Annotated in this window: 17 protein-coding genes and 7 tRNA genes; 5 read left to right on the top strand and 19 right to left on the bottom strand. The window is 52.2% G+C overall.

Annotated features, from left to right (window positions below; genetic code table 11):
- Positions 1 to 148: 148 nt before the first annotated feature.
- From ybeY to miaB, 3 genes are all read right to left on the bottom strand, one after another.
- Entirely contained in the window at positions 149 to 616 is a 468-nt protein-coding gene (gene ybeY, locus B9P82_RS00785) for an rRNA maturation RNase YbeY (protein ID WP_101699813.1), read from the bottom strand.
- A complete protein-coding gene (locus B9P82_RS00790; RefSeq protein WP_019076268.1) occupies positions 613 to 1,659 on the bottom strand; it encodes a PhoH family protein in 1,047 nt (348 codons plus the stop codon). The genes ybeY and B9P82_RS00790 overlap by 4 nt, the downstream gene beginning before the upstream one ends.
- A gap of 191 nt (positions 1,660 to 1,850) precedes the next feature.
- Complete coding sequence (gene miaB / locus B9P82_RS00795) at positions 1,851 to 3,281, bottom strand: tRNA (N6-isopentenyl adenosine(37)-C2)-methylthiotransferase MiaB (protein WP_016152245.1); 1,431 nt, start codon at positions 3,279 to 3,281, stop codon at positions 1,851 to 1,853.
- Positions 3,282 to 3,426: 145 nt separating this feature from the next.
- Between miaB and ubiF the strand changes: the two genes are divergently transcribed.
- Positions 3,427 to 4,602: a 3-demethoxyubiquinol 3-hydroxylase gene (gene ubiF / locus B9P82_RS00800; RefSeq protein WP_101699814.1), complete on the top strand. Its 1,176-nt coding sequence runs from the start codon at positions 3,427 to 3,429 to the stop codon at positions 4,600 to 4,602.
- A gap of 103 nt (positions 4,603 to 4,705) precedes the next feature.
- On the opposite strand, the gene B9P82_RS00805 is transcribed toward ubiF, so the two are convergent.
- From B9P82_RS00805 to nagB, 12 genes are all read right to left on the bottom strand, one after another.
- Positions 4,706 to 4,780: transfer RNA gene (locus tag B9P82_RS00805), tRNA-Gln, on the bottom strand.
- A 36-nt stretch (positions 4,781 to 4,816) separates the two neighbouring features.
- A tRNA-Gln gene (locus B9P82_RS00810) sits at positions 4,817 to 4,891 on the bottom strand.
- A 43-nt stretch (positions 4,892 to 4,934) separates the two neighbouring features.
- A tRNA-Met gene (locus tag B9P82_RS00815) sits at positions 4,935 to 5,011 on the bottom strand.
- A gap of 21 nt (positions 5,012 to 5,032) precedes the next feature.
- Positions 5,033 to 5,107 (bottom strand) — tRNA-Gln (locus tag B9P82_RS00820).
- Positions 5,108 to 5,144: 37 nt separating this feature from the next.
- Positions 5,145 to 5,219: transfer RNA gene (locus B9P82_RS00825), tRNA-Gln, on the bottom strand.
- 23 nt (positions 5,220 to 5,242) lie between these two features.
- Positions 5,243 to 5,327: transfer RNA gene (locus B9P82_RS00830), tRNA-Leu, on the bottom strand.
- Positions 5,328 to 5,335: 8 nt separating this feature from the next.
- Positions 5,336 to 5,412 (bottom strand) — tRNA-Met (locus B9P82_RS00835).
- Positions 5,413 to 5,633: 221 nt separating this feature from the next.
- Entirely contained in the window at positions 5,634 to 7,298 is a 1,665-nt protein-coding gene (gene asnB, locus B9P82_RS00840; RefSeq protein ID WP_003835552.1) for an asparagine synthase B, read from the bottom strand.
- A 252-nt stretch (positions 7,299 to 7,550) separates the two neighbouring features.
- Positions 7,551 to 8,303 carry a ribonucleotide monophosphatase NagD gene (gene nagD, locus B9P82_RS00850; RefSeq protein ID WP_005121413.1) on the bottom strand — a complete coding sequence of 251 codons (753 nt, stop codon included), beginning with the start codon at positions 8,301 to 8,303 and terminating at the stop codon, positions 7,551 to 7,553.
- A 155-nt stretch (positions 8,304 to 8,458) separates the two neighbouring features.
- Positions 8,459 to 9,679 (bottom strand): DNA-binding transcriptional regulator NagC, encoded by a 1,221-nt coding sequence (locus tag B9P82_RS00855; protein ID WP_016152247.1) that lies wholly within the window; start codon positions 9,677 to 9,679, stop codon positions 8,459 to 8,461.
- An 8-nt stretch (positions 9,680 to 9,687) separates the two neighbouring features.
- Entirely contained in the window at positions 9,688 to 10,836 is a 1,149-nt protein-coding gene (gene nagA, locus B9P82_RS00860) for an N-acetylglucosamine-6-phosphate deacetylase (RefSeq protein ID WP_046274596.1), read from the bottom strand.
- A gap of 60 nt (positions 10,837 to 10,896) precedes the next feature.
- A complete protein-coding gene (gene nagB / locus B9P82_RS00865; protein ID WP_003022803.1) occupies positions 10,897 to 11,697 on the bottom strand; it encodes a glucosamine-6-phosphate deaminase in 801 nt (266 codons plus the stop codon).
- Between the two features lie 342 nt (positions 11,698 to 12,039).
- On the opposite strand from nagB, the gene nagE reads away from it, so the two are divergent.
- The gene (nagE, locus tag B9P82_RS00870) at positions 12,040 to 13,989 is read left to right on the top strand and encodes a PTS N-acetyl glucosamine transporter subunit IIABC (protein ID WP_016152249.1); all 1,950 of its coding nucleotides are present in this window, start codon (positions 12,040 to 12,042) and stop codon (positions 13,987 to 13,989) included.
- A 187-nt stretch (positions 13,990 to 14,176) separates the two neighbouring features.
- Positions 14,177 to 15,844 carry a glutamine--tRNA ligase gene (glnS, locus tag B9P82_RS00875; RefSeq protein ID WP_016152250.1) on the top strand — a complete coding sequence of 556 codons (1,668 nt, stop codon included), beginning with the start codon at positions 14,177 to 14,179 and terminating at the stop codon, positions 15,842 to 15,844.
- A 58-nt stretch (positions 15,845 to 15,902) separates the two neighbouring features.
- Here the strand turns inward: glnS and B9P82_RS00880 are convergent, their stop codons facing one another.
- From B9P82_RS00880 to B9P82_RS00890, 3 genes are read right to left on the bottom strand one after another with little or no spacing between them, the layout of a single operon-like run.
- A complete protein-coding gene (locus B9P82_RS00880; protein ID WP_046274598.1) occupies positions 15,903 to 17,186 on the bottom strand; it encodes an ABC transporter substrate-binding protein in 1,284 nt (427 codons plus the stop codon).
- 33 nt (positions 17,187 to 17,219) lie between these two features.
- Positions 17,220 to 19,328, bottom strand: a complete 2,109-nt coding sequence (locus B9P82_RS00885; RefSeq protein WP_101699815.1) for an ADP-ribosylglycohydrolase family protein — start codon at positions 19,326 to 19,328, stop codon at positions 17,220 to 17,222.
- A gap of 34 nt (positions 19,329 to 19,362) precedes the next feature.
- Positions 19,363 to 20,364: a LacI family DNA-binding transcriptional regulator gene (locus tag B9P82_RS00890; protein WP_101699816.1), complete on the bottom strand. Its 1,002-nt coding sequence runs from the start codon at positions 20,362 to 20,364 to the stop codon at positions 19,363 to 19,365.
- A gap of 636 nt (positions 20,365 to 21,000) precedes the next feature.
- On the opposite strand from B9P82_RS00890, the gene chiP reads away from it, so the two are divergent.
- Positions 21,001 to 22,407 (top strand): chitoporin ChiP, encoded by a 1,407-nt coding sequence (chiP, locus tag B9P82_RS00895; RefSeq protein WP_101699817.1) that lies wholly within the window; start codon positions 21,001 to 21,003, stop codon positions 22,405 to 22,407.
- A gap of 49 nt (positions 22,408 to 22,456) precedes the next feature.
- The gene (chiQ, locus tag B9P82_RS00900) at positions 22,457 to 22,789 is read left to right on the top strand and encodes a ChiQ/YbfN family lipoprotein (protein WP_016155980.1); all 333 of its coding nucleotides are present in this window, start codon (positions 22,457 to 22,459) and stop codon (positions 22,787 to 22,789) included.
- Between the two features lie 51 nt (positions 22,790 to 22,840).
- Here the strand turns inward: chiQ and B9P82_RS00905 are convergent, their stop codons facing one another.
- Complete coding sequence (locus B9P82_RS00905) at positions 22,841 to 24,136, bottom strand: MFS transporter (protein WP_016152256.1); 1,296 nt, start codon at positions 24,134 to 24,136, stop codon at positions 22,841 to 22,843.
- Between the last annotated feature and the right edge of the window lie 42 nt (positions 24,137 to 24,178).

A 24,178-nucleotide genomic window follows, 5' to 3' on the forward strand; every position in this document is an offset into this window, starting at 1 on the left:
TCTCATGTTAGTTAATACAAAGCTCGTCATGCGTATATTCAGCTGTTGACGGCATGTCTCTTCATCGTACTTCAAACCAGGTAAGCCGGATAAGGCGCAATACCTGATGGCGGCTGCGCCTTATCAGGCTTACAAGATTTCGAAATGCTTATTCTTTCTCGGCAATGTACGGATCCTCATAGCCCAGAGCAAGCATAATCTCTGTTTCTAGGGATTCCATCTCTTCCGCTTCATCGTCTTCGATATGGTCGTAACCGAGTAAATGCAGGCTACCGTGCACCACCATGTGCGCCCAGTGGGCCTCAAGCAGTTTGCCTTGTTCCTGCGCTTCTTTCTCGACTACCTGACGGCAGATGATCAAATCGCCCAGCAGCGGCATTTCAATGCTCGGCGGGGCTTCAAACGGGAAAGAGAGTACGTTGGTTGATTTATCTTTCCCGCGATAGGTCAGGTTCAGCTCGTGGCTTTCCGCGTCATCGACCAGACGAATGGTAACTTCAGACTCTTCCTGAAACTGTGGGATCACCGCATCCAGCCAACCCTGAAACTGACTTTCTGTTGGTAAACCAGATTCGTCTTCACATGCCAGCTGTAAATCGAGAATAACCTGACTCATTTTTGTTCCTGCTCCTGAGCTTCGCGCTTGCGTTCTGCAGCCAGCTCGGCTTTGCGTTTCTGTTCTGCTTCTTCCCAGGCTTCATACGCCGTGACGATACGGGCGACCACCGGGTGGCGAACCACGTCTTCGCTATGGAAGAAATTAAAACTAATTTCGTCGACTTCAGCCAGTACTTCAATGGCATGACGCAGACCGGATTTGGTGCTTCGCGGCAGGTCAATCTGGGTGATATCGCCGGTGATAACCGCTTTGGAGTTAAAGCCGATACGGGTCAGGAACATTTTCATCTGTTCGATGGTGGTGTTCTGGCTCTCATCAAGAATGATGAACGCATCGTTTAATGTACGACCGCGCATGTAGGCCAGCGGCGCAACTTCAATGACGTTACGCTCAATCAGCTTTTCGACCTTCTCAAACCCGAGCATTTCGAACAGTGCGTCATACAGCGGTCGTAAGTAGGGATCGACTTTCTGGCTGAGGTCACCCGGCAGGAAGCCGAGTTTTTCGCCCGCTTCCACTGCCGGACGGGTCAGCAGAATTCGACGGATCTCCTGACGCTCAAGCGCATCGACCGCAGCGGCAACCGCAAGATACGTTTTACCCGTACCCGCAGGGCCAACGCCAAAGGTGATGTCGTGGTCGAGGATATTCGCAATGTATTGTGCCTGGTTCGGCGTACGCGGCTTAATTACCCCGCGTTTGGTTTTGATGTTCACCGCTTTGCCAAATTCCGGCACGCTGTCTGCGCTTTGCTCAAGCACTCGCGCTTCTTTAATTGCCAGATGAATTTGTTCAGGCTCAATGTCCTGCGTCTGACCGCGCATTGGGGCAGTATCGACGTACAGGCTACGTAAAATATCTGCCGCCGCGGTGACGCAAATTGGGCGACCGGTCAGCTTAAAGTGGTTATCACGGCGGTTAATTTCGATGCCGAGGCGACGTTCCAGCTGCTTGATGTTGTCATCAAATGGGCCGCAAAGGCTCAACAGGCGGGCATTGTCTGCGGGTTCAAGTGTGATTTCACGAGTGTCTATGTTCAAACTGTTCCTCTTTTGCATGTCTTGCCGGACGCTGAACATTTACCGGCATCTAAGGAAATTATTCACGCCATGGGGGAAAGGCGCAAGCATTGCGATAAATATGGGGATGATGAGGTAGATTACAAGGCCCGCCGGGGCAGCGAGCCCAGAAGAGTAAGCCCGACAAGCGTAGCGCCATCGGGCATTGAAGATTAAGGCTGATAAATACCGACGCCCAGATCGTTTTCTTTGCGGGTACGCGCAATAACCGACTCAGGGGATTCAGCGATGCGCAGACCCATTTCGTCTTCGGTGCGCACTACTTTACCGCGCAGGGAGTTCGTCCAGACATCGGTAATTTCTACATCCACGAACTTACCGACCATCTCCGGGTTGCCTTCAAAGTTCACCACTCGGTTATTTTCGGTACGGCCAGACAGTTCCATGATGCTTTTACGCGATGTGCCTTCAACCAGAATGCGCTGGGTCGTGCCGACCATGCGACGGCTCCAGGCCATGGCTTGCTGGTTAATACGCTCCTGCAGAATATACAGGCGCTGTTTTTTCTCTTCTTCCGGCACGTCGTCAACCATATCGGCGGCAGGGGTGCCAGGACGCGCAGAGAAGATAAAGCTGTAGCTCATGTCAAAATTGACGTCTGCAATCAACTTCATGGTCTGCTCGAAATCCTGCGTGGTTTCGCCTGGGAAGCCAACGATGAAGTCGGAGCTAATCTGGATATCCGGACGCGCTGCGCGCAGTTTGCGGATGATCGCTTTATATTCCAGCGCGGTATGGGTGCGTCCCATCAGGTTCAGTACGCGATCTGAACCGCTCTGTACCGGCAGGTGCAGGAAGCTCACCAGTTCTGGCGTGTCACGATACACTTCAATGATATCATCGGTGAATTCGATCGGATGGCTGGTGGTGAAGCGGATACGGTCAATGCCATCGATCGCCGCGACCAGCCGCAGCAGATCGGCAAAAGATCCGATCGTGCCGTCGTAGTTCTCACCGCGCCAGGCGTTCACGTTCTGTCCCAGCAGGTTCACTTCACGCACGCCTTGCGCCGCAAGCTGGGCGATTTCAAACAGGATATCGTCCGCCGGACGGCTTACTTCCTCACCGCGGGTGTATGGCACCACGCAGTAAGTACAATATTTATTACAACCTTCCATGATTGACACGAAAGCGCTTGGACCTTCAGCACGCGGTTCCGGTAGGCGGTCGAATTTTTCGATCTCCGGGAAACTAATATCAACCACCGGGCTACGGGTGGTGCTTCCACGCACTTTGTTGATCATTTCCGGCAGACGATGCAGGGTTTGCGGCCCAAAAATAATATCGACATAGTGTGCGCGTTGGCGAATATGGTCGCCTTCCTGAGACGCAACACAGCCACCGACACCGATGATCAGCTTGGGGTTTTTCTCTTTTAACAGCTTCCAGCGGCCCAACTGATGGAAGACTTTTTCCTGAGCCTTCTCACGGATAGAGCAGGTATTCAGCAGCAGCACATCCGCTTCTTCGGCCACGTCGGTCAGTTGATACCCATGGGTGGCATCCAGCAGATCGGCCATCTTCGATGAATCGTATTCGTTCATCTGACAGCCCCAGGTTTTAATATGGAGTTTTTTGGTCATCGACTTGCTCTTGCGAAATTGTGGCTGAAATGCAGGGCGCATAGTGTACTGCTTTGGCGCGGTTGTGACCAGTATGACGGATGTCAGCCTCAAGGGGTAAAAAATCCTGTAAACTTACACAATACATGTAACAGGATAATTGACCATGACAAATCAACCAACGGAAATTGCCATTGTCGGCGGGGGGATGGTCGGCGGCGCGCTGGCGCTAGGACTGGCGCAGCATGGATTTACGGTAACGGTCATTGAACATGCCGTTCCCGCGCCGTTTGTGGCTGACGGACCGCCAGATGTCAGAATTTCGGCCATCAGCTCCGCCTCCGTGTCGTTGCTAAAAGGGCTGGGCGTCTGGGATACGGTTCAGGGGATGCGCAGCCATCCTTACCGTCGTCTGGAAACGTGGGAATGGGAAAATGCCCATGTGATGTTTGATGCCGCCGAGCTTAAGCTGCCCTTGCTGGGCTATATGGTGGAAAACACGGTCCTGCAACAGGCGCTCTGGCAGGCTCTGGACGTTCACCCCAAAGTCACGCTGCGCGTGCCTGCGTCGCTAATCTCTCTGCATCAACATAACGATCGGCATGAGCTTGAGCTGGCTGGTGGCGAAAAAATCAGCGCGAAGCTGGTCATCGGCGCCGATGGCGCAAATTCTCAGGTGCGGAAAATGGCCGGGATTGGTATCCATGCCTGGCAATATGCGCAGTCCTGTATGTTGATAACCGTACAATGCGAGAATTCGCCGGGAGACAGCACCTGGCAGCAATTCACCCCTGACGGTCCGCGCGCATTTTTACCGCTGTTTGATAACTGGGCCTCGCTGGTGTGGTACGACTCACCGGCGCGTATCCGCCAGTTGCAAGGTTTGAATATGTCGCAACTGCAGGTGGAGATCGCCAAACATTTCCCATCGCGACTCGGTAACGTTACGCCTGTGGCAGGGGGGGCATTCCCGCTAACGCGCCGTCACGCGCTGCAATATGTGCAGCCAGGACTGGCGCTGGTGGGGGACGCCGCGCATACCATTCATCCGCTGGCGGGGCAGGGCGTTAATTTGGGGTTCCGTGATGTGGATGCGCTGATTGACGTGCTGGTGAATGCGCGCAGCTACGGTGAGTCCTGGGCAAGTCAGCCGGTGCTGAAGCGCTATCAGAACCGTCGCATGACTGACAATTTCATCATGCAAAGCGGCATGGATCTGTTCTACGCAGGATTTAGCAACAACCTGCAGCCGCTGCGTATCATGCGTAATCTTGGGCTAATGGCCGCAGAGCGCGCCGGTATGTTGAAACGCCAGGCACTCAAGTACGCGTTAGGATTGTAATTCAGACAGGCCTACAGAGAACGTTGTAGGCCAGGTAAGCATGACGCCATCAGGTAATAAATGCAGGAAAGCAAAAAGCTCGCCGAAGCGAGCTTTTTTAATATGGCTGGGGTACGAGGATTCGAACCTCGGAATGCTGGTATCAGAAACCAGAGCCTTACCGCTTGGCGATACCCCAACGGGTGCATCCACAGAATGGACGGCTTTTTGAAATTGGCTGGGGTACGAGGATTCGAACCTCGGAATGCTGGTATCAGAAACCAGAGCCTTACCGCTTGGCGATACCCCAACAATTTTTTGGATTTACCGAACGAGTCGATACGTCCTTAATATGGTGGCTACGACGGGATTCGAACCTGTGACCCCATCATTATGAGTGATGTGCTCTAACCAGCTGAGCTACGTAGCCAGATATTATCATATTCTTCGATGGCTGGGGTACCTGGATTCGAACCAGGGAATGCCGGTATCAAAAACCGGTGCCTTACCGCTTGGCGATACCCCAATGACCGTTGCGGTGAACCGCTACATCGAAGAAAAAATGGCTGGGGTACCTGGATTCGAACCAGGGAATGCCGGTATCAAAAACCGGTGCCTTACCGCTTGGCGATACCCCATCCGTGCAACGCTTACGGGTGAATGGTGCGGGAGGCGAGACTTGAACTCGCACACCTTGCGGCGCCAGAACCTAAATCTGGTGCGTCTACCAATTTCGCCACTCCCGCAAAAAAGATGGTGGCTACGACGGGATTCGAACCTGTGACCCCATCATTATGAGTGATGTGCTCTAACCAGCTGAGCTACGTAGCCATCTTTTTTTCGCGTAACCTTATCGGCGTTGCGGGGCGCATTATGCGTATTGAGCCTTGAAGCGTCAACCCCTTTTTCATTGAAAATAGCTGGAATGTGACTGTTTGGTTAGGTTGCGAACAGCATGACGCAATATTCGGCAATTATTAGTTATTAATTGTTTTTTTGCACAGAAAACAGACATAAAAAAGAGCCCCGCAGGGCCCTTTCTAAGGATTAACTTATTTATAAGCGGACTGATGTACGCCAACCGCACGACCAGAAGGATCGTTCATGGTTTTAAACGCCTCATCCCATTCGATTGCTTTGGCAGAAGAACAGGCAACAGACGGCCCGCCAGGCACACATTCCGCAGCGCTCGCAACCGGGAACAGCTCTTCGAAAATCTCACGGTACAAATACGCTTCTTTAGATGATGGCGTGTTGTAAGGGAAACGGAAGCTGGCGGTTTCCAGTTGTTGGTCAGAAACTTGCTCAGCGGCCACCTCTTTCAGGGTATCAATCCAGCTGTAACCGACACCATCGGAGAACTGCTCTTTCTGGCGCCATGCAACGCTTGCTGGCAGGTAGGACTCAAAACATTCGCGCAGAACATGTTTTTCCATTTTGCCGTTGCCGCACATTTTGTCCTGCGGGTTGATGCGCATCGCCACATCAAGGAATTTCTTATCCAGGAAGGGCACGCGAGCTTCCACTCCCCAGGCCGACATAGCTTTGTTGGCACGGGCACAGTCGAACATATGCAGCGCCTGCAGCTTACGCACGGTCTCTTCGTGCAGCTCTTTTGCATCTGGTGCTTTGTGGAAATAGAGATAGCCGCCAAATACTTCGTCAGAACCTTCGCCCGACAGCACCATTTTAATGCCCATCGCTTTAATTTTACGCGACATTAAGTACATCGGGGTCGAGGCGCGAATCGTCGTAACATCGTAAGTTTCGATGTGATAAATCACGTCGCGGATAGCATCCAAACCTTCCTGCACGGTGAAGTGGATCTCATGGTGCACAGTACCCAGATGGTTCGCCACCTCTTGCGCGGCTTTCAGGTCCGGAGCGCCTTCCAGGCCTACGGCGAAGGAGTGCAACTGCGGCCACCAGGCTTCGCTACGCTCCTGATCTTCAACACGACGCGCGGCGTATTTTTTGGTGATTGCGGAAATGACGGATGAATCCAGACCGCCGGACAGCAATACACCATAAGGAACATCTGACATCAGGTGGCTTTTCACTGCATCTTCCAGTGCCTGACGCAACTCGTTTTTATCGGTAACGTTGTCTTTTACCGCATCGTATTCAAACCAGTCGCGCTGATAGTACTGACGAATTTCGCCGTCTTTACTCCATAAATAGCTACCGGCCGGGAATTCTTTGATCGTGCGACACACGGGAACCAGAGCTTTCATTTCAGACGCAACGTAGAAGTTACCGTGCTCGTCGTAACCCATATACAGCGGGATGATCCCGATATGATCGCGACCGATCAGATAAGCGTCCTGCTCGCTGTCGTACAGAGCAAAAGCAAACATGCCTTGCAGGTCATCCAGAAACTCTGGGCCTTTTTCCTGATACAGTGCAAGGATAACTTCGCAGTCGGAACCGGTCTGGAACTGATAGCGATCGCCGTATTCAGCGCGCAGCGCCTGATGGTTATAAATTTCACCGTTAACCGCCAGGATATGCGTTTTCTTCACGTTGTACAGCGGCTGAGCACCGGCGTTGACGTCGACGATGGACAGACGTTCGTGCGCCAGAATGGCGTTATCACTGGCGTAAATACCCGACCAGTCCGGGCCGCGATGGCGCATCAGACGAGACAATTCCAGGGCTTTTTTACGCAGTTCAACTGCGTCAGTTTTAATATCGAATACGCCAAAAATAGAACACATAACCTTCTCCGTTAACCTGTTGCGTGATGCTTTTTATGTTTGCTTGATAAAGAAAATGCCGCAAAGCTGGAGAGGGCGCAAGTGAATTACGGGTCAGAAAATAAAAAACGCAATGGTCATTGTGGATTGGTGAAAAAAGATTACAGAATAGACGGGTTTATTAATGAATCGATAATTTTATGGCGGTTTTATTAAATGGAAGAACTTCTTCTGGCCGGATATGACGCGGGGGCGTCTTATCCGGCTTACGCATCAAATCACATCAATTTCCGCAACGGACGGGTAAATCCAGCTTGGTCTGAACGGCATGCTGTCAATGTCGTCGAGCGTCGAAACGCCAGACAATACCAGGATGGTCTCGAGACCCGCCTGGAAGCCCGCCAGAATATCGGTACGCAGGTTGTCGCCAACGATAACGGTCTCTTCCGAATGCGCCTGCATTTTGTTGAGCGCCGCGCGAATAATCCACGGGCTGGGTTTGCCCACATAAAACGGCTTGCGGCCAGAGATTTTTTCGATACCGGCGCACAGCGCACCGCAGGCAGGATAAAAACCGCGTCCGTGAGTATCTGGGTTTGTGGCGATGAAACGCGCACCGTTGGCCACAAAATATGCTGCTTTATGCATCATGTCCCAGTTATAGGATCGCGTCTCGCCAACAATCACAAAATCGGGGTTCACGTCAGTAATAGTAAACCCGGCTTTATACAGCTCGTGAATTAACGCACCTTCACCTACCACGTAGGCCTTTTTCCCTTCCTGGCGGCGAAGAAAATCAGCGGTAGCCATGGCGGAAGTATAAAAGACGCTATCAGGGACATTCACACCCGCGGTGGCGAAGCGGTTTGCCAAATCTTGCCCGGTCTGTGAAGGATAGTTAGTCAGCAAAACTAACGGCAGGCCTTTTTCCAGGATCCCAGTCAGAAATTCTGCCGCACCCGGTACGGCAACATTGTCGTGCATCAGCACGCCGTCGATATCACAAATTACATTCTTAATGGCCATGGACAATCCGACATCAAAAAAAGAAGGCATTACTATACACAAAATACACTAAATCATTCGAGTTGCATCAAGGCGGCAAGTCTGAGAACCCCGGGAGCTTACTGAAGTAAGTGACTAGGGTGAGCAGATGCAGCTAACGCAGAGGCAGCTTGGTATTAGCTTTCCAGCAAACGTTGCAGCAATGTACCGTTGAGCATCGCACGCTTCACCAGCGCAAAGGCGCCAATGGCTGAACGGTGATCCAGCGTGGAACGAACCACCGGTAAATTGTGGCGAAACGCTTTCAACGCCTGCGTGTTGATACAGCTTTCTATAGCAGGCAGCAGCACTTTATCAGCCTCGGTAATTTCGCCCGCAATGACGATTTTTTGTGGATTAAACAGGTTGATGGCGATGGCGATGGTTTTACCCAGGTGACGACCAACGTGCTCAATGACTTCTGATGCCAGGTTATCGCCTTTATTAGCCGCCTTACAGATGGCTTTAATGCCGCAATCATCCAGCGTGAGTCGGCTTGGATAACCCTGTTTCAATAAGTTCTGCACGCGGTGTTCAATAGAGGCATTGGCGGCAATTGTTTCCAGACAGCCGAAATTACCGCAGTGACAGCGCTCACCCAGCGGCTCTACCTGAATATGGCCAATCTCACCCACGTTGCCATTGCGACCAATAAAAATTCGGCCATTGGAGATGATTCCCGCCCCGGTTCCGCGGTGAACACGCACCAAAATGGAGTCCTCGCAATCCTGGCTTGCCCCGAAATAGTGCTCGGCCAGCGCCAGACTGCGAATATCGTGACCGACAAAGCAGGTGACCTTAAAGCGTTTTTCGAGTGCTTCGACCAGCCCCCAGTTTTCGACCTGAATGTGCGGCATATAGCGGATGACGCCGCTTTCAGGATCAACCAGGCCTGGCAGAATGACGGAAATCGCAACCAGCTCGCGGATTTTCCGCTGGCAGTTCTCAATAAAGGTGGCAATGGTGTTGAGCAGCGCATACTCCAGCGTTTCCTGGGTGCGCTCCGGGAGAGGATAATGCTCTTCAGCGACCACTTTACTGCTCATATCATAGAGCGTGAGCGTAGTATCGTGGCGGCCCAGGCGTACGCCAATGGCGTGGAAATTGCGGGTTTCGGTGACGATAGAGATAGCGCGGCGGCCCCCGGTAGAGGCCTGCTGATCGACTTCTTTGATCAGCCCGCGTTCGATCAATTGACGCGTAATTTTCGTTACGCTGGCGGGGGCAAGCTGGCTTTGCTCGGCAATTTGAATTCGCGAGATTGGCCCATGCTGGTCAATCAGGCGATAAACCGCCGCGCTGTTAAGCTGTTTTACGAGATCAACATTACCTATTTGAGCTTGTCCGCCTGGTGTCATTCTTTCTCTTACTCAGTAACGACCTCGTTGCCATTAACGATGGTCTTGATAATTTTAAAGTCGTGCGTGAACGCAGTCAGGTTGGCTACTTTGCCTGGCGCGATGCTGCCGAGTTGTTTGTCGACGCCAATGGCGCGAGCAGGGTAGAGCGTTGCCATACGTAAGACCTCGTCGAGAGCGATATTCGCATGTTCGACCAGATTGCGTACGCCTTCAATCATGGTTAATGATGAGCCGCTCAGTGTACCGTTCTCATCAACGCACAATCCATTACGGTAGTATATTGTTTTGCCAGCGAAAATGAACTGTTCAATGTTTGCACCTGCTGGTGCGGTTGCGTCGGTGACCAGGCACAGCTTGTCGCCTTTCAGGCGTTTGGCATTACGAATGTTAACGTAATCAACGTGGAGGCCATCGGCGATGATACCGCAGTAGATATCGGCTTCATCAAGAATAGCGCCCGCCAGACCAGGTTCGCGGCCGGTAATGTACGGCATCGCGTTGAACAGATGCGTCGCAAAGGTGATGCCTGCGCGGAACCCGATTTTTGCTTCTTTTACCGTTGCATTTGAGTGACCCGCAGAAACCACAATACCCGCATTCACCAGTTTGGTAATGACCTCTACCGGGACCATTTCTGGCGCCAGCGTTACTTTGGTGATCACATCGGCATTATTGCACAGGAAATCAACCAGCGCAGCGTCCGGTTGACGGACAAATCCCGGATTATGGGTGCCTTTTTTCACCAGATTCAGCCACGGACCTTCCAGATGAAGCCCTAGTGCCTGATTCGGGTGTTTCGCCAGGTATTCACGCATGACGCGAACGCCTTGTTTCATCAGGTCATCGCTGGTGGTGATAAGCGTTGGCAGGTAGCTGGTGCAGCCAGATTTTTCATTGGCTTTCTGCATGATTTCCAGCGTTTCAACGGTCACGGCTTCTGCCGTATCGTTAAATTGTACGCCGCCGCAGCCGTTTAGCTGTACATCGATAAAACCGGGGGAAACAATGGCCCCATTCAGTGAGCGCTGTTCAATTCCTGACGGTAACTCAGTCAGTGGGCAAACGCTGTCAATCAGGCCATTGGCGACAACAATCGCATGGTCATCAAGAATTTCGTGACCGGTAAAAATCCGGCCCTGGGTTAAAGCATACATTCCGACCCCCGATTTCAAAAAATGCCGCCCTGCAACTTATCGACAGGGCGGAGACATCAATTACAGACCTTTAATATTTTCCGCTTCTAACTCGTTAAAGTATTTCAGCGTCTTCACTTTCAGTTCCATGGTGGAAGGCTCATCGCAGACCACAACGGCTTTCGGATGCAGCTGCAGACAGCTGATGGTCCACATATGGTTAACGTTGCCTTCAACGGCGGCTTGCAGCGCCTGCGCTTTCTGGTGGCCCAGTACCAGGATCATCACTTCTTCGGCATCCAGCAGGGTTCCCACGCCAACGGTCAGCGCATATTTAGGCACCTGGCTGACGTCGCCGTCAAAGAAGCGTGAGTTCGCAACACGCGTGTCGTGAGTCAGCGTTTTGATGCGGGTACGGGAAGCCAAAGAAGAGGCTGGTTCGTTGAACGCGATGTGACCATCGTTGCCTACGCCGCCCATAAACAGGTGGATTTTACCGTAAGAACGGATTTTCTCTTCATACTGACGGCATTCTGCATCAATATCCGGTGCGTTACCATTGAGGAGGTTGATGTTTTCTGCTGGAATATCAACGTGATCAAAGAAGTTGCGATGCATGAAGCTATGGTAGCTTTCCGGATGCTCTTTCGGCAGGCCAACATATTCGTCCATATTGAACGTTACAACATGCTTGAAGCTTACCTGGCCCGCTTTGTGCATTTCAACCAATGCTTTGTAGGCTGTCAGCGGAGTACCGCCAGTCGGCAGGCCCAAAACGAACGGACGATCAGCCGTTGGTTTGAACGCGTTAATACGGTTAACGATATGGCGAGCAGCCCATTTGCCGACTTGTTCAGCGGTATTCAGGGGGATCAGTCTCATTCTTCACCTCAAAAGTAAATGTAAGCAATTGGCGGATTGAGTCTCTGTGCAGTATTAAGCGTAACCTGGTTTTGCATCGGTAAGGATCAATCCGTTTCGATTTTTTGAATGATAAAATAAGTTTTCGTAGTTAGCCAGTGGAAGGGAGGGTTAATAACGATATTTGGTGACTGGAATCACAAAAAACACGCATTTAATTTGCGATACGAATTAAATTTTCACACACTCTGAATGTAGATGAATGGTTAATATTGTTGTTCCAGAATCTTGCTGTCAGGAATGGTCGCACAATAAAAATATGGCTTCAAAGAAGCCTAATCGGGGTCTCGTAGGGGGAATAAAATGAATATTTTAGGTTTTTTCCAGCGGCTGGGTAGGGCGTTACAGCTCCCCATCGCTGTGCTGCCAGTCGCGGCACTGCTGCTGCGATTCGGCCAACCAGATTTACTTAACGTACCCTTCATCGCGCAAGCGGGTGGGGCCATCTTTGATAACCTGGCGTTAATTTTCGCTATTGGTGTGGCTTCCAGCTGGTCAAAAGACAGCGCGGGTGCTGCAGCGCTGGCGGGTGCGGTCGGTTATTTCATATTGACCAAAGCAATGGTTACCATTAACCCGGCCATCAATATGGGCGTGCTGGCAGGTATCATCACTGGTCTGGTCGGCGGTGCGGTATATAACCGTTGGTCTGGTATCAAACTACCTGACTTCCTGAGCTTCTTTGGCGGCAAACGCTTCGTGCCGATCGCCACTGGCTTCTTCTGTCTGGTGCTGGCTGCTATCTTCGGCTACGTGTGGCCGCCGGTGCAGAACGCCATCCATGCGGGAGGTGAGTGGATCGTGGGCGCTGGCGCGCTGGGTTCCGGTATCTTTGGTTTCATCAACCGTCTGCTGATCCCAACCGGTCTGCATCAGGTGCTGAACACTATCGCCTGGTTCCAGATTGGTGAATTCACTAACGCTGCAGGTACCGTATTCCACGGTGACATCAACCGCTTCTACGCGGGTGACGGCACTGCGGGTATGTTTATGTCTGGCTTCTTCCCGATCATGATGTTTGGTCTGCCGGGTGCGGCGCTGGCAATGTACTTCGCCGCTCCGAAAGCACGTCGTCCGATGGTTGGCGGTATGCTGCTGTCCGTTGCGATCACCGCGTTCCTGACCGGTGTTACCGAGCCGCTGGAATTCCTGTTCATGTTCCTGGCGCCATTGCTGTACCTCCTGCACGCACTGTTAACGGGTATCAGCCTGTTCGTTGCAACACTGCTGGGGATCCACGCGGGCTTCTCCTTCTCCGCAGGGGCTATCGACTACGTGTTGATGTACAACCTGCCGGCGGCAAGTCAGAACGTCTGGATGCTGGTCGTGATGGGCCTGGTGTTCTTCGTCATTTACTTTGTGTTGTTCAGCGCGGTTATTCGTATGTTTAACCTGAAAACGCCGGGCCGTGAAGATAAAGAAGACGATATCGTTACTGAAGAAGCGAACAGCAACACTGAAGAAGGTCTGGCTCAACTGGCAACCAACTACATTGCAGCAGTTGGCGGTACCGATAACCTGAAAGCGATTGATGCCTGTATCACTCGTCTGCGTCTGACCGTTGCCGACTCCGGTCGCGTAAATGATGCGATGTGTAAACGTTTAGGCGCATCTGGAGTGGTTAAGCTGAACAAGCAAACTATCCAGGTCATCGTGGGTGCGAAGGCCGAATCTATCGGCGACGAAATGAAGAAAGTTGTTGCGCGTGGCCCGGTGGCTGCAGCGTCTGGTGAAAGTGCGCCAGCAGCAGCGGCTCCGGTTGCTAAACCGCAAGCTGTAGCGAACGCAGTAACCGTTGAAACTTTAGTTTCTCCGATTACCGGTGACGTGGTTGCGCTGGAGCAGGTGCCTGATGAAGCCTTCGCCAGCAAAGCTGTAGGCGACGGCGTGGCGGTGAAGCCAACGGATAAAATCGTGGTTGCTCCGGCTGCCGGCACCATCGTGAAAATCTTCAACACTAACCATGCGTTCTGTCTGGAAACCGTTAAAGGCGCGGAAATCGTGGTCCACATGGGTATCGATACAGTAGCGCTGGAAGGTAAAGGCTTTAAGCGTCTGGTTGAAGAAGGTGCGGAAGTGACTGCAGGTCAACCGATTCTGGAAATGGATCTGGAGTTCCTGAACGCCAACGCACGTTCCATGATTAGCCCGGTTGTGTGCAGCAACAGCGATGATTTCGGTGCTCTGGTCATTAAAGCCGAAGGTCATGTGGTTGCTGGTCAAACACCACTGTATGAGATTAAAGGTAAATAACTGCTCCTGAGTAAAGTGAGTTAAGTGCCTTAAGCGGCGGGGGATATTCCTCCGCCGCTTTTTTTTGCAGCAAATACCCTCATATATCCTGTTGAAACACCTTTTTTGTGCAACTAATAGTTGTCTCCTGACGTCGCTTATAAGATCATGTTCCGTTATACGTTGTTTACGCTTTGAGGAATCCACGATGAGTGAGGCTGAAGCCCGCCCGAGTAACTTTATTCGTCAGATCATCGATGAAGATCTGGCCAGTGGTAAGCACACCACTATCCATACACGTTTTCCGCCGGAGCCAAATGGCTATCTGCACATTGGCCACGCGAAATCCATTTGTCTGAACTTTGGCATTGCGCAAGATTACCAGGGCCAGTGCAACCTGCGTTTTGATGATACGAACCCGGTTAAAGAAGATATCGAGTACGTTGAGTCGATTAAAAACGACGTTGAATGGTTAGGTTTCCACTGGACTGGCGATATTCGCTACTCTTCGGATTACTTCGATCAGCTTCACGCCTATGCGGTAGAGCTTATTAATAAAGGCCTGGCGTACGTTGATGAACTGTCAGCGGAGGAGATCCGCGAATACCGCGGCACTCTGACGCAGCCAGGTAAAAACAGCCCGTTCCGCGATCGTAGCGTCGAAGAGAACCTGGCACTGTTCGAAAAAATGCGTACCGGTGGTTTTGAAGAAGGTAAAGCCTGCCTGCGCGCGAAAATCGATATGGCTTCGCCGTTTATCGTGATGCGCGATCCGGTGCTGTACCGTATTAAGTTCGCCGAACACCACCAGACCGGCAACAAGTGGTGCATCTACCCGATGTACGATTTTACCCACTGCATCAGCGATGCGCTGGAAGGCATTACGCATTCACTGTGTACGCTGGAGTTCCAGGATAACCGTCGTTTGTACGACTGGGTGCTGGACAACATCACCATTCCGGTTCACCCGCGCCAGTACGAATTCTCGCGCCTGAATCTGGAATACACCGTGATGTCCAAACGCAAGCTGAACCTGCTGGTGACCGACAAGCACGTTGAAGGCTGGGACGATCCGCGTATGCCGACGATTTCTGGCCTGCGTCGTCGTGGTTATACCGCTGCCGCTATTCGTGAGTTCTGCAAACGCATTGGCGTGACCAAGCAGGATAACACCATTGAGATCGCTTCTCTGGAGTCCTGCATTCGCGAAGATCTGAACGAAAACGCCCCGCGCGCGATGGCAGTTATCGATCCGGTGAAACTGGTTATCGAAAACTACCCGCAGGGCGAAAGTGAGTTGGTTACCATGCCTAACCATCCGAACAAACCGGAAATGGGCAGCCGTGAAGTGCCGTTTAGCGGTGAAATTTGGATCGATCGCGCAGACTTCCGCGAAGAAGCGAACAAGCAGTACAAGCGTCTGGTGATGGGCAAAGAAGTACGTCTGCGTAATGCTTACGTGATCAAGGCTGAACGTGTAGAGAAAGATGCAGAAGGGAATATCACCACCATTTTCTGCACCTACGATGCCGACACCCTGAGCAAAGATCCGGCTGATGGTCGTAAAGTAAAAGGTGTTATTCACTGGGTGAGCGCGTCCCATGCGCTGCCGATTGAAATCCGTTTGTACGATCGTCTGTTTAGCGTGCCAAACCCAGGTGCGGCGGAAGACTTCCTGTCCGTTATCAACCCGGAATCGCTGGTCATTAAGCAGGGCTACGGTGAGCCGTCACTGCAGGCTGCGATTGCAGGTAAAGCGTTCCAGTTTGAGCGTGAAGGCTATTTCTGCCTGGACAGCCGCTATGCAACGGCTGACAAGCTGGTATTTAACCGCACTGTAGGTCTGCGCGATACGTGGGCTAAAGTCGGCGAGTAATTGCTGTCACACTGCCTCAAACGCCGCTAACGCGACGTTTGAGGCGGATTTTTCTGTTTTACTTATGCTGCATTAACGCCTGAACCCGCTGCTGGCTGCGTTCCAGCACCACCGATGTCTCCTGCTTACCTACCGTCGCCTGATTGACCATTTCACTGAGGATCATGGAGCCGGTAATATCCCCCATCCGCGTAAAGTTCTTCTCGCCGACCGATCCAAAGACCTGCATATTCGGGTACTGGGCAATCAGCTGTTCAGGGAGAGTTCCAAAGACTTTGACGGCAGGGTTGTCCTTCCAGCTGACGTTTTGCGCGGCGGCCTTCGTCACCGGCAGCATCGCCCCCGGAGACATCAATACCCAGTCAGCCGCGTTCTGCGCCTGTCCCATAAAGCTGACAAATTTTTCGGCGGCTTTTGTCTCTGCCTCAGTCTGACCGGTCGTGAGCGTTAATGATGTGATAACGCCAAATACGGCAGGTGATTTTTCGCTCGGCACGACAAAGCCTAAATCCGCCAGTGAACCATCCTGATAAATCGCTGGCAGGATGTAGGTCGAATAGACCGCCATCGGCGCGGTGCCGTTCATAAAGGCGTCTTTGATCTCTGTTACGTTGTTCGAGCCAGGCATGGTATAGCGGGCCAGTTCGCGATAATAGTTCAGCGAGGCCTGCATTTCCGCTGAGTTAACCGTGATGTCGCCGTTTGCGTTGAACACATTGGCACCGTTTGAAAGTGCGAACTGGGAGAAGGTTTGTTCGCTCATGACGCTTTCAGCCGTCGGCAGCGCGATGCCATATTTTTTACTGGTGCTGTCGGTCAGCCTGCGTGCCGCTTCCAGCAGCTGCGTCCAGTTTTTGGGTTCGTCGATTCCTGCTTTAGCCAGTACCGATTTCCGATACCAGACTCCCTGTAGCCAGGCGCTGATCGGCACGCCGGTATAGGCCGTTCCGTCTTCGGTACGAACAATGCGCAGCACGCCGTCGTAGAAGGCGCTTTCGCCTTGCCTGTCGATCAGCGTTTTCACCGCTTTGTGGTCGATAAGCTGCTCTTTATCCATGACTTTGGCATAGTCATGGCTGACCTCGACGACCTCCGGCAGTGACCCTGAGCGGGCGAGGGTAATGATTTTAGTATTATAGGCATCCTCTTCGACGGGAACCTGCTTCACAATAATATCCGGATTCTCTTGCTGAAAGCGGTTGATGATCCCGGCAATGACGGTCTGGCGCTCCTGCTCAACGGCGGAGTGCATAAATTCGATGGTCACCTGCTGCGGTTTATCCTCACAGCCTGAAAGCAAAACGGCGGTTACCAGCGCCAGCATTGTTTTTGGTATGTTCATTTTTAATCCCTTGTTGTCGTCCATTTCCGTTAATTAACAACTGGCGCTGATATGGATAGCGTCCGTCGACAGCGCACCTGCACAAATCAGTAAACCGATCCCGCCATCCATCAAGGCTTCGCGTTCAGCGTCCTCCACGCGCAGCGTTTTACCGTCAACGGTCGCGGAGATAATCTGCCCGTTGACGCTGATATCGAACGACACAGGGCGCTCGTACACGTCGGATAACGTCGCTTCTGCCAGAACTTTGGTGCTGGTGTCACGCACGCGGACGATCTGTAATTTTCCGTCGCGCAGGATGCGTACGGCGTAATAGCGCCTCATCCCCTGCACCCGAAAAGCCAGACCGCCGTACTCCCCTGAATGCAGCGTAATGTCACTCTGAACGCGGTAGTTATCCCACTGCCGCGTTCCGTGAATAATCAATCCCTCGTCGTACTCTTTGGAGATGCGAAAGCTGGTGGGATAGTGGCGTGAAAAGAGATCCACGCCGTTTACCCAGGCCCGCCACCAGAAATTATTTTCCCCTGTGGGTTTACGCAGGGTCAGCTCAGGTGCGCCGTCCCAGCGCATACTGTCGATGAGCAGGCGACCGCGGGCAACGCGGGCATCTGTGCTGATTGTTACGCCAATCTCGCCGATCGGTTGGCCCTGGCAGTCCGGGAGATCCAACGCCAGCGTTAGCGATTCACCCGGGGCTATGCTCTGCGCGTCGCCGTACTGGGGCGTCAGCTGATTGTTGTCATCATAAACCCGGTAGCAGAGCCGCACGTTTAACGCGGATGTGTTATCTGGTGGCGCAATCAGGGTGGCCTGAAGACGCTGGCCTGGGTAGATAAGTGGGGTAGCCATTAAATCGTAGCTGCGCATTTCCACGATTTCAGGCGGGGTAAAGGTTTGCGTGGTCACGCTGGCATGAAGTCCGGGCGCAAGATGGCGATAGTGCAGACTCAACATCTGCCGCCCCAGGTGCGCCTCATTCTTAACCTCAACCGCGGCCGCATTTTCTTCATTAAGCCAGCGGAAACCCTGCACGCTGCCCGGTAGTGAGAAATGGTACTGCGCGCCGGATTTTTTGGCTTCAGGGCGCGGCAGACCGGCAATCTGGTGTCCCAGCCCGACCAGGTAATCGGTGATCCGCACGGCGTTGTTTATGGAGAACCCCCCGTCGGCTGAGGAGATCAGCATTCTGTCCGCCAGCGGCCCGCGCCAGTCCGGGCCTGCGTCAATACCCTGGAGTCCCAGCATAATGCCGGACAGACAGCCGACATTCCCCGCATTGCAGTCAGTGTCCCATCCTGACGTATTGACAATGCACTGGGCCTGCTGGAAGTCGTCCGGCGCGTAAAGGATCGCCATAATCATCAGCGCATGATTAGGGATGATGTGACAATTGCTGGGATATTTGTGATAGCCATAGTTGTCGTCGATTCGCTGGCGGGTCGTCTGCCAGTCGTTATCTTCCCGTCGCCAGCGACGGATATCGCCAACCAGCTGGGCTATTTGCGACTCTGCCGGGATCACGGATAGTCCAACGTCAATAAGCTGTTCGATCTCCTGGCAAATAAAGGCCTGTGACTCCATCGCCGCCCAGAGCATAGCGGCATACACCGCTTCACCGTCATGGCTCACGCTGGCGGCATTTTTGGCAAGTTCTGCCGCCAGACGGGGTTGTCCCGGTGCGACAAGCGCCCAGCTATCAATAAAGATTTGTGCGCCAATCTGTTCGGCAATCGTTTTCCCGTTGGTCGCAATGGCTCCGCTTAGCGGAGCCGGAATGCCTTTTTTGAGATTCAGCCAGGCGGTGTGTTCCGTCGAATTACCGTTTCCGCCCCACCAGAGGATGGTGCGCTTATCAATGATGTAATTAAGCCAGCAGTGCCCCATCTGTTCCGCGCTCAGATCCGGCGGCAGGGCATAATCTTCCAGTGCGCGGATAAAGGTAAAGGTTCCGGCGACATCATCGTCGGTGACAACCAGCGGACGCTTAAATTTTTCGTGGACGTAATACTGAATCGGCCCCAGCTCCTGCATAATTTTTTCGTAGGTCCACCCTTCAAAAGGGCGGCCAAGGTAGACGCCGATTAATTTCCCTAACACCCCTGCATAAACGCGCGACTCATAATCTGAAGGCAATTCCATCTGTTTGATCCTTGTGTGGTGTTTTATCAGCCGTTCAGGCGGATTCTCTTTTTACCAGGCCCCAGGGCATTTCAGTGGTGCTGCCCTGGAGCTGTGCGGTGATATCAGTTTGCGCCAGGAGGAGGGCGGCCGCTTTTTGCCCAAGCTGCTCCGGGTACTGGGCGATAGTAGTCAGGGAAGGAGTCACCAGCCCGGCGGCGGGAATATCATCGAAACCCATCACCGCAAGCTGCTCCGGGATAGTGATGCCTTTCTCCCTTGCGGCACGCATCACGCCGATAGCCATTAAATCGTTGGCGGCGAAAATCGCATCCGGGAGCGTGCCGTCATTAATCAGCTGCATCGCGATCTGATAGCCGCTCTGTTCGTTAAAACCAGGCAGAATTTTGATGCGCGGAAGGCGGCCAGCCTGGGTCATCGCCTGGCGATATCCTTCCACTCTGGCAGGTTCAGGACCGCCAGCGCTGGCGATCATCGTGATATTTTGGTGCCCCTGTGCCAGCAGATATTCGACGGCGCTGCGCGCGGCAGCGGCGTTGTCGATATAAACATTATGCAGCGGTAGCGGGCCGTTTTTTTTCATTCTGGCTTCAATACGTGCAATCGGGATCCCTGCCTGAAGATACGGGGCAAAATCTTTCATCCCGACGTTAAAAAATGTCCCCACCACGGCGTCGACCCGCCCCTGCGCTGACCAGCGCAAAAAATGCAGCTCTCTTTCCCGTAATCCATCGGTGCTGGCCACGATCGCATCGTAGTGATACCTATCCGTCACCGATTGAACGCCACGGACGAGTGAGGCATAAAAAGGGTTGGCGATATCCGGCACGATGCAGGCGATCGACATGGTTTTATTGGTTTTCAGCGCTTGTGCAAAACGGTTCGGTATATATCCCAGCTGATTAGCCGCTTGCTCAACCCGGATCACTGTCTCCTGTGGGTAGGTGTGATTTCCTTTGGTGAGTACCACGGATACCACCGCCTGTGAAACGCCAGCCAGGGCCGCGACGTCTTTCTGCGTGATGCGTTTTGTCATTTATTTATCAACTTATACGTATAACCTGCATCTTTGAATAATGGGACACCCGGTAGCTGTCAATAAAAACCTTATAAAGTGAGTGTATTTGTGTGGAAAATCCGAGGACGGTCACATCAACGACGGAGAGTGAATTCAGGAGCTCGAACGTTCTGTTTGCAGAGCGAATTAATGACGTTCGAGAATTAATTTGTTTTGCGAATGCAAAGACAATTATTAGGGGTGGAATTATATATATAATAATAAAATTGAAGATATCTATATGTATATAAAGTATTTTTTCTTATTTTTGTGACTTTTTTTACTCCCAAAGCAAAATGTAACAGAAAACAAGAAAATATGTGCGGTTGCTCATACTATTACATACTCGTTACAGAAAGAGATTGATAATTCGCGTCGCGAAAAATAGTCTATTCATTGTAGTCACTGAGGTTTTCTCAGCGCTACTTTTTTAATTTTTGTTTTTTCGCTGTCCGCTTTTGTCGGCAGCATTTTATACCCAATGGATTTCGAGTTGCATCAAGGCGGAGACGCAGCGTGTGCGCTGTCCCCGATGGGGCGAGGCCAAAGGCCGAGTAAAGCCAACACTGATGCAGCTTGAAAAACGAAGGGTTATACGTCAAAGAGGATTAACATATGCGTACGTTTAGTGGCAAACGTAGTACGCTGGCGCTGGCTATCGCCGGTATCACAGCAATCTCGGGTTTCGTTGTCGCTCCCCAGGTACACGCCGAAGGATTTATTGATGACTCAACCTTAACCGGCGGCATCTATTACTGGCAGCGTGAGCGTGACCGTAAAGATGTGACCGATCACGACAAATACAAAACCAACCTTTCTCACTCCACCTGGAACGCTAACCTCGACTTCCAGTCCGGTTATGCGGCTGATATGTTTGGTATTGATATCGCAGCATTTACCGCTATTGAAATGAACGAAAGTAGCGAAAGCGGCCATCCAAACGAAATTGCATTCTCGTCAAAAAATAAAGGCTATGATGAAGATTACTCCGGCGATAAGAGCGGAATTAGCCTTTATAAAGCAGCAGCCAAATTTAAATTCGGCCCAACCTGGGCGCGCGCTGGTTACATTCAACCAACCGGACAGACTCTGTTGGCTCCGCACTGGAGCTTTATGCCAGGTACCTATCAGGGTGCTGAAGCCGGAGCCAACTTCGACTATGGTGATGCTGGTGCACTGAGCTTCTCCTATATGTGGGCCAACGAATATAAAGCACCATGGCACACTGAAGTCGATAAATTCTATCAGGCTGATAAAAAGACCAGCGTAGATTATCTGCACTCAATCGGCGCGAAATATGACTTCAAAAATAACCTGTTGCTGGAAGCCGCATTTGGTCAGTCTGAAGGTTACGTCGATCAGTACTTCGCAAAAGCCAGCTATAAATTCGATTTAGGCGGTAACCCGTTTACCACCAGCTACCAGTTCTACGGCGCGCGCGACAAAGTTGATGATCGCACCGTGAACGATATTTATGACGGTACGGCCTGGCTGCAGGCGCTGACCTTTGGCTACAAAGTGGCGGAAGTGGTTGACCTGCGTCTGGAAGGGACCTGGGTTAAAGCGGACGGGCAGCAGGGGTACTTCCTGCAGCGTATGACCCCGACCTACGCCTCATCAAACGGTCGCCTGGATATCTGGTGGGATAACCGTTCCGACTTCAACGCCAACGGCGAAAAGGCTGTCTTCTTCGGCGCAATGTATGACCTGAAGAACTGGAATTTGCCGGGCTGGGCAGTGGGCGCGTCCTACGTTTACGCATGGGATGCCAAGCCATCAACCTGGCAGATCAATCCGGATGCGTACTACGACAAAAACCGGACTATCGAAGAATCTTCTTACAGCCTGGATGCGGTCTATACCCTGCAAGAGGGGCGTGCGAAGGGCACCATGTTTAAACTGCACTTCACCCAGTACGACAACCATTCAGACATTCCGAGCTGGGGCGGTGGTTACGGCAACATCTTCCAGGATGAGCGCGACGTGAAATTCATCGTTATTGCTCCGTTCACCATCTTCTAATGCCAACAGCGGCAGGCCGGGCGCCTGCCGCATCGTTGAGGAAAGTGCTATGAAAAAACTGATACTCATCGCTGTTATGGCATCCGGGCTGGTGGCTTGCGCACAATCCCCGGCACCAAAAGAAGACAGTCGTCTGAAAGAAGCCTACAGCGCGTGCATTACTACCGCGCAAGGATCGCCGGAGAAAATCGAAGCCTGCCAAAGCGTGTTGAATGTGCTGAAGAAAGAAAAGCAGCATCAGCAGTTTGCCAATGAAGAAAGCGTACGCGTACTGGATTATCAGCAATGCATCCAGGCCACGCGCACGGGTAATGGTCAGTCCGTTAATGCTGATTGCGACAAGGTCTGGCAGGAAATTCGTAGCAAGAATACTGCGCAGTAAATCGAAAAATGAAACAGACAACGGGCGGAGAGTTTTCCGCCCGTTTGCATTTCAGGGTTTATATTCCACCGGTTGATAACTCCGACTCAGCCGGACAAACAGCATTGCCGTGGCGGCGAGCCCGCAAAGTGCCGCACACATCAGCCACCACCCCGGTGAGCTTTTATCCCCGGTTAGCTGGACCAGCGCTGTGGAGATGACTGGAGTAAGGCCGCCAAAAATCGCCGTGGCAAGACTGAATGCCAGTGAAAAGCCCACCGTACGCACATAGACAGGCATCACCTCGGTGAGTGCGGCGACCATTGCCCCGTTGTACATACCAAAAAAGAACGAGAACCAAAGCAGAACCAGCGTCATGCGCGTGAAATCTGGCGCGGCGGTGAGCCAGTGCATAACCGGCCAGGTGGTGATCAGTGCAAGGATGGTAATCCCCATCAACACCGGACGACGACCAATTCGGTCAGAAATCGCCCCGCCAATCGGCAGCCAGATAAAATTAGAAATACCGACCAGCATGGTGACGATCAGGCTGTCGCGAGCGCTCAGGTGAAGTACAGCCCTACCGTAGGTCGGTGTGTAGACGGTAATAAAGTAGAACGTCGTTGTGGTCATCGCCACCAGCAGCGTACCCGCAGCGATGAGACGCCAGTTTTTGATGATGGTAGTAAAAATTTCCCTGGTGTCGGGACGGTGTGTGCGTTGTAAAAAGGCGTCTGTTTCCTGAAGCGAGCGGCGGAGCACAAAGATCAAAGGAATAATCATGCAACCAATAAAGAATGGAATACGCCAGCCCCATTCAGAGATCTCATCGTGTCCCAGGGTGGCGTTCAGGCCGTAACCAATCAGAGCCGCCACCACAATGGCGACCTGTTGACTGGCGGACTGCCAACTGGTGTAGAAGCCTTTATTGCCAGGGGTGGCGATTTCAGAAAGATAAACCGAGACGCCGCCCAGTTCCACCCCTGCAGAAAAGCCCTGTAATAATCGGCCGAGTAATACCAGGACAGGGGCCAGCAGACCAATACTGTGATAACCGGGTACCAGGGCAATCAGCAGGGTACCGCAGCCCATAATCGCCAGCGTCACCATCAGTCCTTTACGGCGACCAATTCTGTCGATGTAAGCACCCAGCACAATTGCGCCAACAGGCCGCATTAAGAAACCTGAACCAAACACGGCGAAAGTTAACATTAGCCCGGCAAATTCACTCTCTGCAGGAAAGAAGGTCTTTGCGATATAGGTGGCGTAAAAACCGAACAGAAAAAAGTCAAACTGTTCGAGGAAATTACCGCTGGTTACCCGCAGTATTGCGCCGAAAGTTCCGGCGCGCGATGGTTGTTGTGTCATTGGGTTTGCTCCACTGTCTTATCATAATATTTATAGAGGTAA

Origin of the sequence: Citrobacter sp. L55 (assembly GCF_002850715.1) — a bacterium.
GTDB lineage: Bacteria > Pseudomonadota > Gammaproteobacteria > Enterobacterales > Enterobacteriaceae > Citrobacter > Citrobacter braakii.

Bases quoted from the DNA above. Each gene is read 5' to 3' on its own strand.
- ybeY (WP_101699813.1), bottom strand. From the start codon at position 616: ATGAGTCAGGTTATTCTCGATTTACAGCTGGCATGTGAAGACGAATCT.
- miaB (WP_016152245.1), bottom strand. From the start codon at position 3,281: ATGACCAAAAAACTCCATATTAAAACCTGGGGCTGTCAGATGAACGAA.
- ubiF (WP_101699814.1), top strand. From the start codon at position 3,427: ATGACAAATCAACCAACGGAAATTGCCATTGTCGGCGGGGGGATGGTC.
- asnB (WP_003835552.1), bottom strand. From the start codon at position 7,298: ATGTGTTCTATTTTTGGCGTATTCGATATTAAAACTGACGCAGTTGAA.
- nagD (WP_005121413.1), bottom strand. From the start codon at position 8,303: ATGGCCATTAAGAATGTAATTTGTGATATCGACGGCGTGCTGATGCAC.
- B9P82_RS00855 (WP_016152247.1), bottom strand. From the start codon at position 9,679: ATGACACCAGGCGGACAAGCTCAAATAGGTAATGTTGATCTCGTAAAA.
- nagA (WP_046274596.1), bottom strand. From the start codon at position 10,836: ATGTATGCTTTAACCCAGGGCCGGATTTTTACCGGTCACGAAATTCTT.
- nagB (WP_003022803.1), bottom strand. From the start codon at position 11,697: ATGAGACTGATCCCCCTGAATACCGCTGAACAAGTCGGCAAATGGGCT.
- nagE (WP_016152249.1), top strand. From the start codon at position 12,040: ATGAATATTTTAGGTTTTTTCCAGCGGCTGGGTAGGGCGTTACAGCTC.
- glnS (WP_016152250.1), top strand. From the start codon at position 14,177: ATGAGTGAGGCTGAAGCCCGCCCGAGTAACTTTATTCGTCAGATCATC.
- B9P82_RS00880 (WP_046274598.1), bottom strand. From the start codon at position 17,186: ATGAACATACCAAAAACAATGCTGGCGCTGGTAACCGCCGTTTTGCTT.
- B9P82_RS00885 (WP_101699815.1), bottom strand. From the start codon at position 19,328: ATGGAATTGCCTTCAGATTATGAGTCGCGCGTTTATGCAGGGGTGTTA.
- B9P82_RS00890 (WP_101699816.1), bottom strand. From the start codon at position 20,364: ATGACAAAACGCATCACGCAGAAAGACGTCGCGGCCCTGGCTGGCGTT.
- chiP (WP_101699817.1), top strand. From the start codon at position 21,001: ATGCGTACGTTTAGTGGCAAACGTAGTACGCTGGCGCTGGCTATCGCC.
- chiQ (WP_016155980.1), top strand. From the start codon at position 22,457: ATGAAAAAACTGATACTCATCGCTGTTATGGCATCCGGGCTGGTGGCT.
- B9P82_RS00905 (WP_016152256.1), bottom strand. From the start codon at position 24,136: ATGACACAACAACCATCGCGCGCCGGAACTTTCGGCGCAATACTGCGG.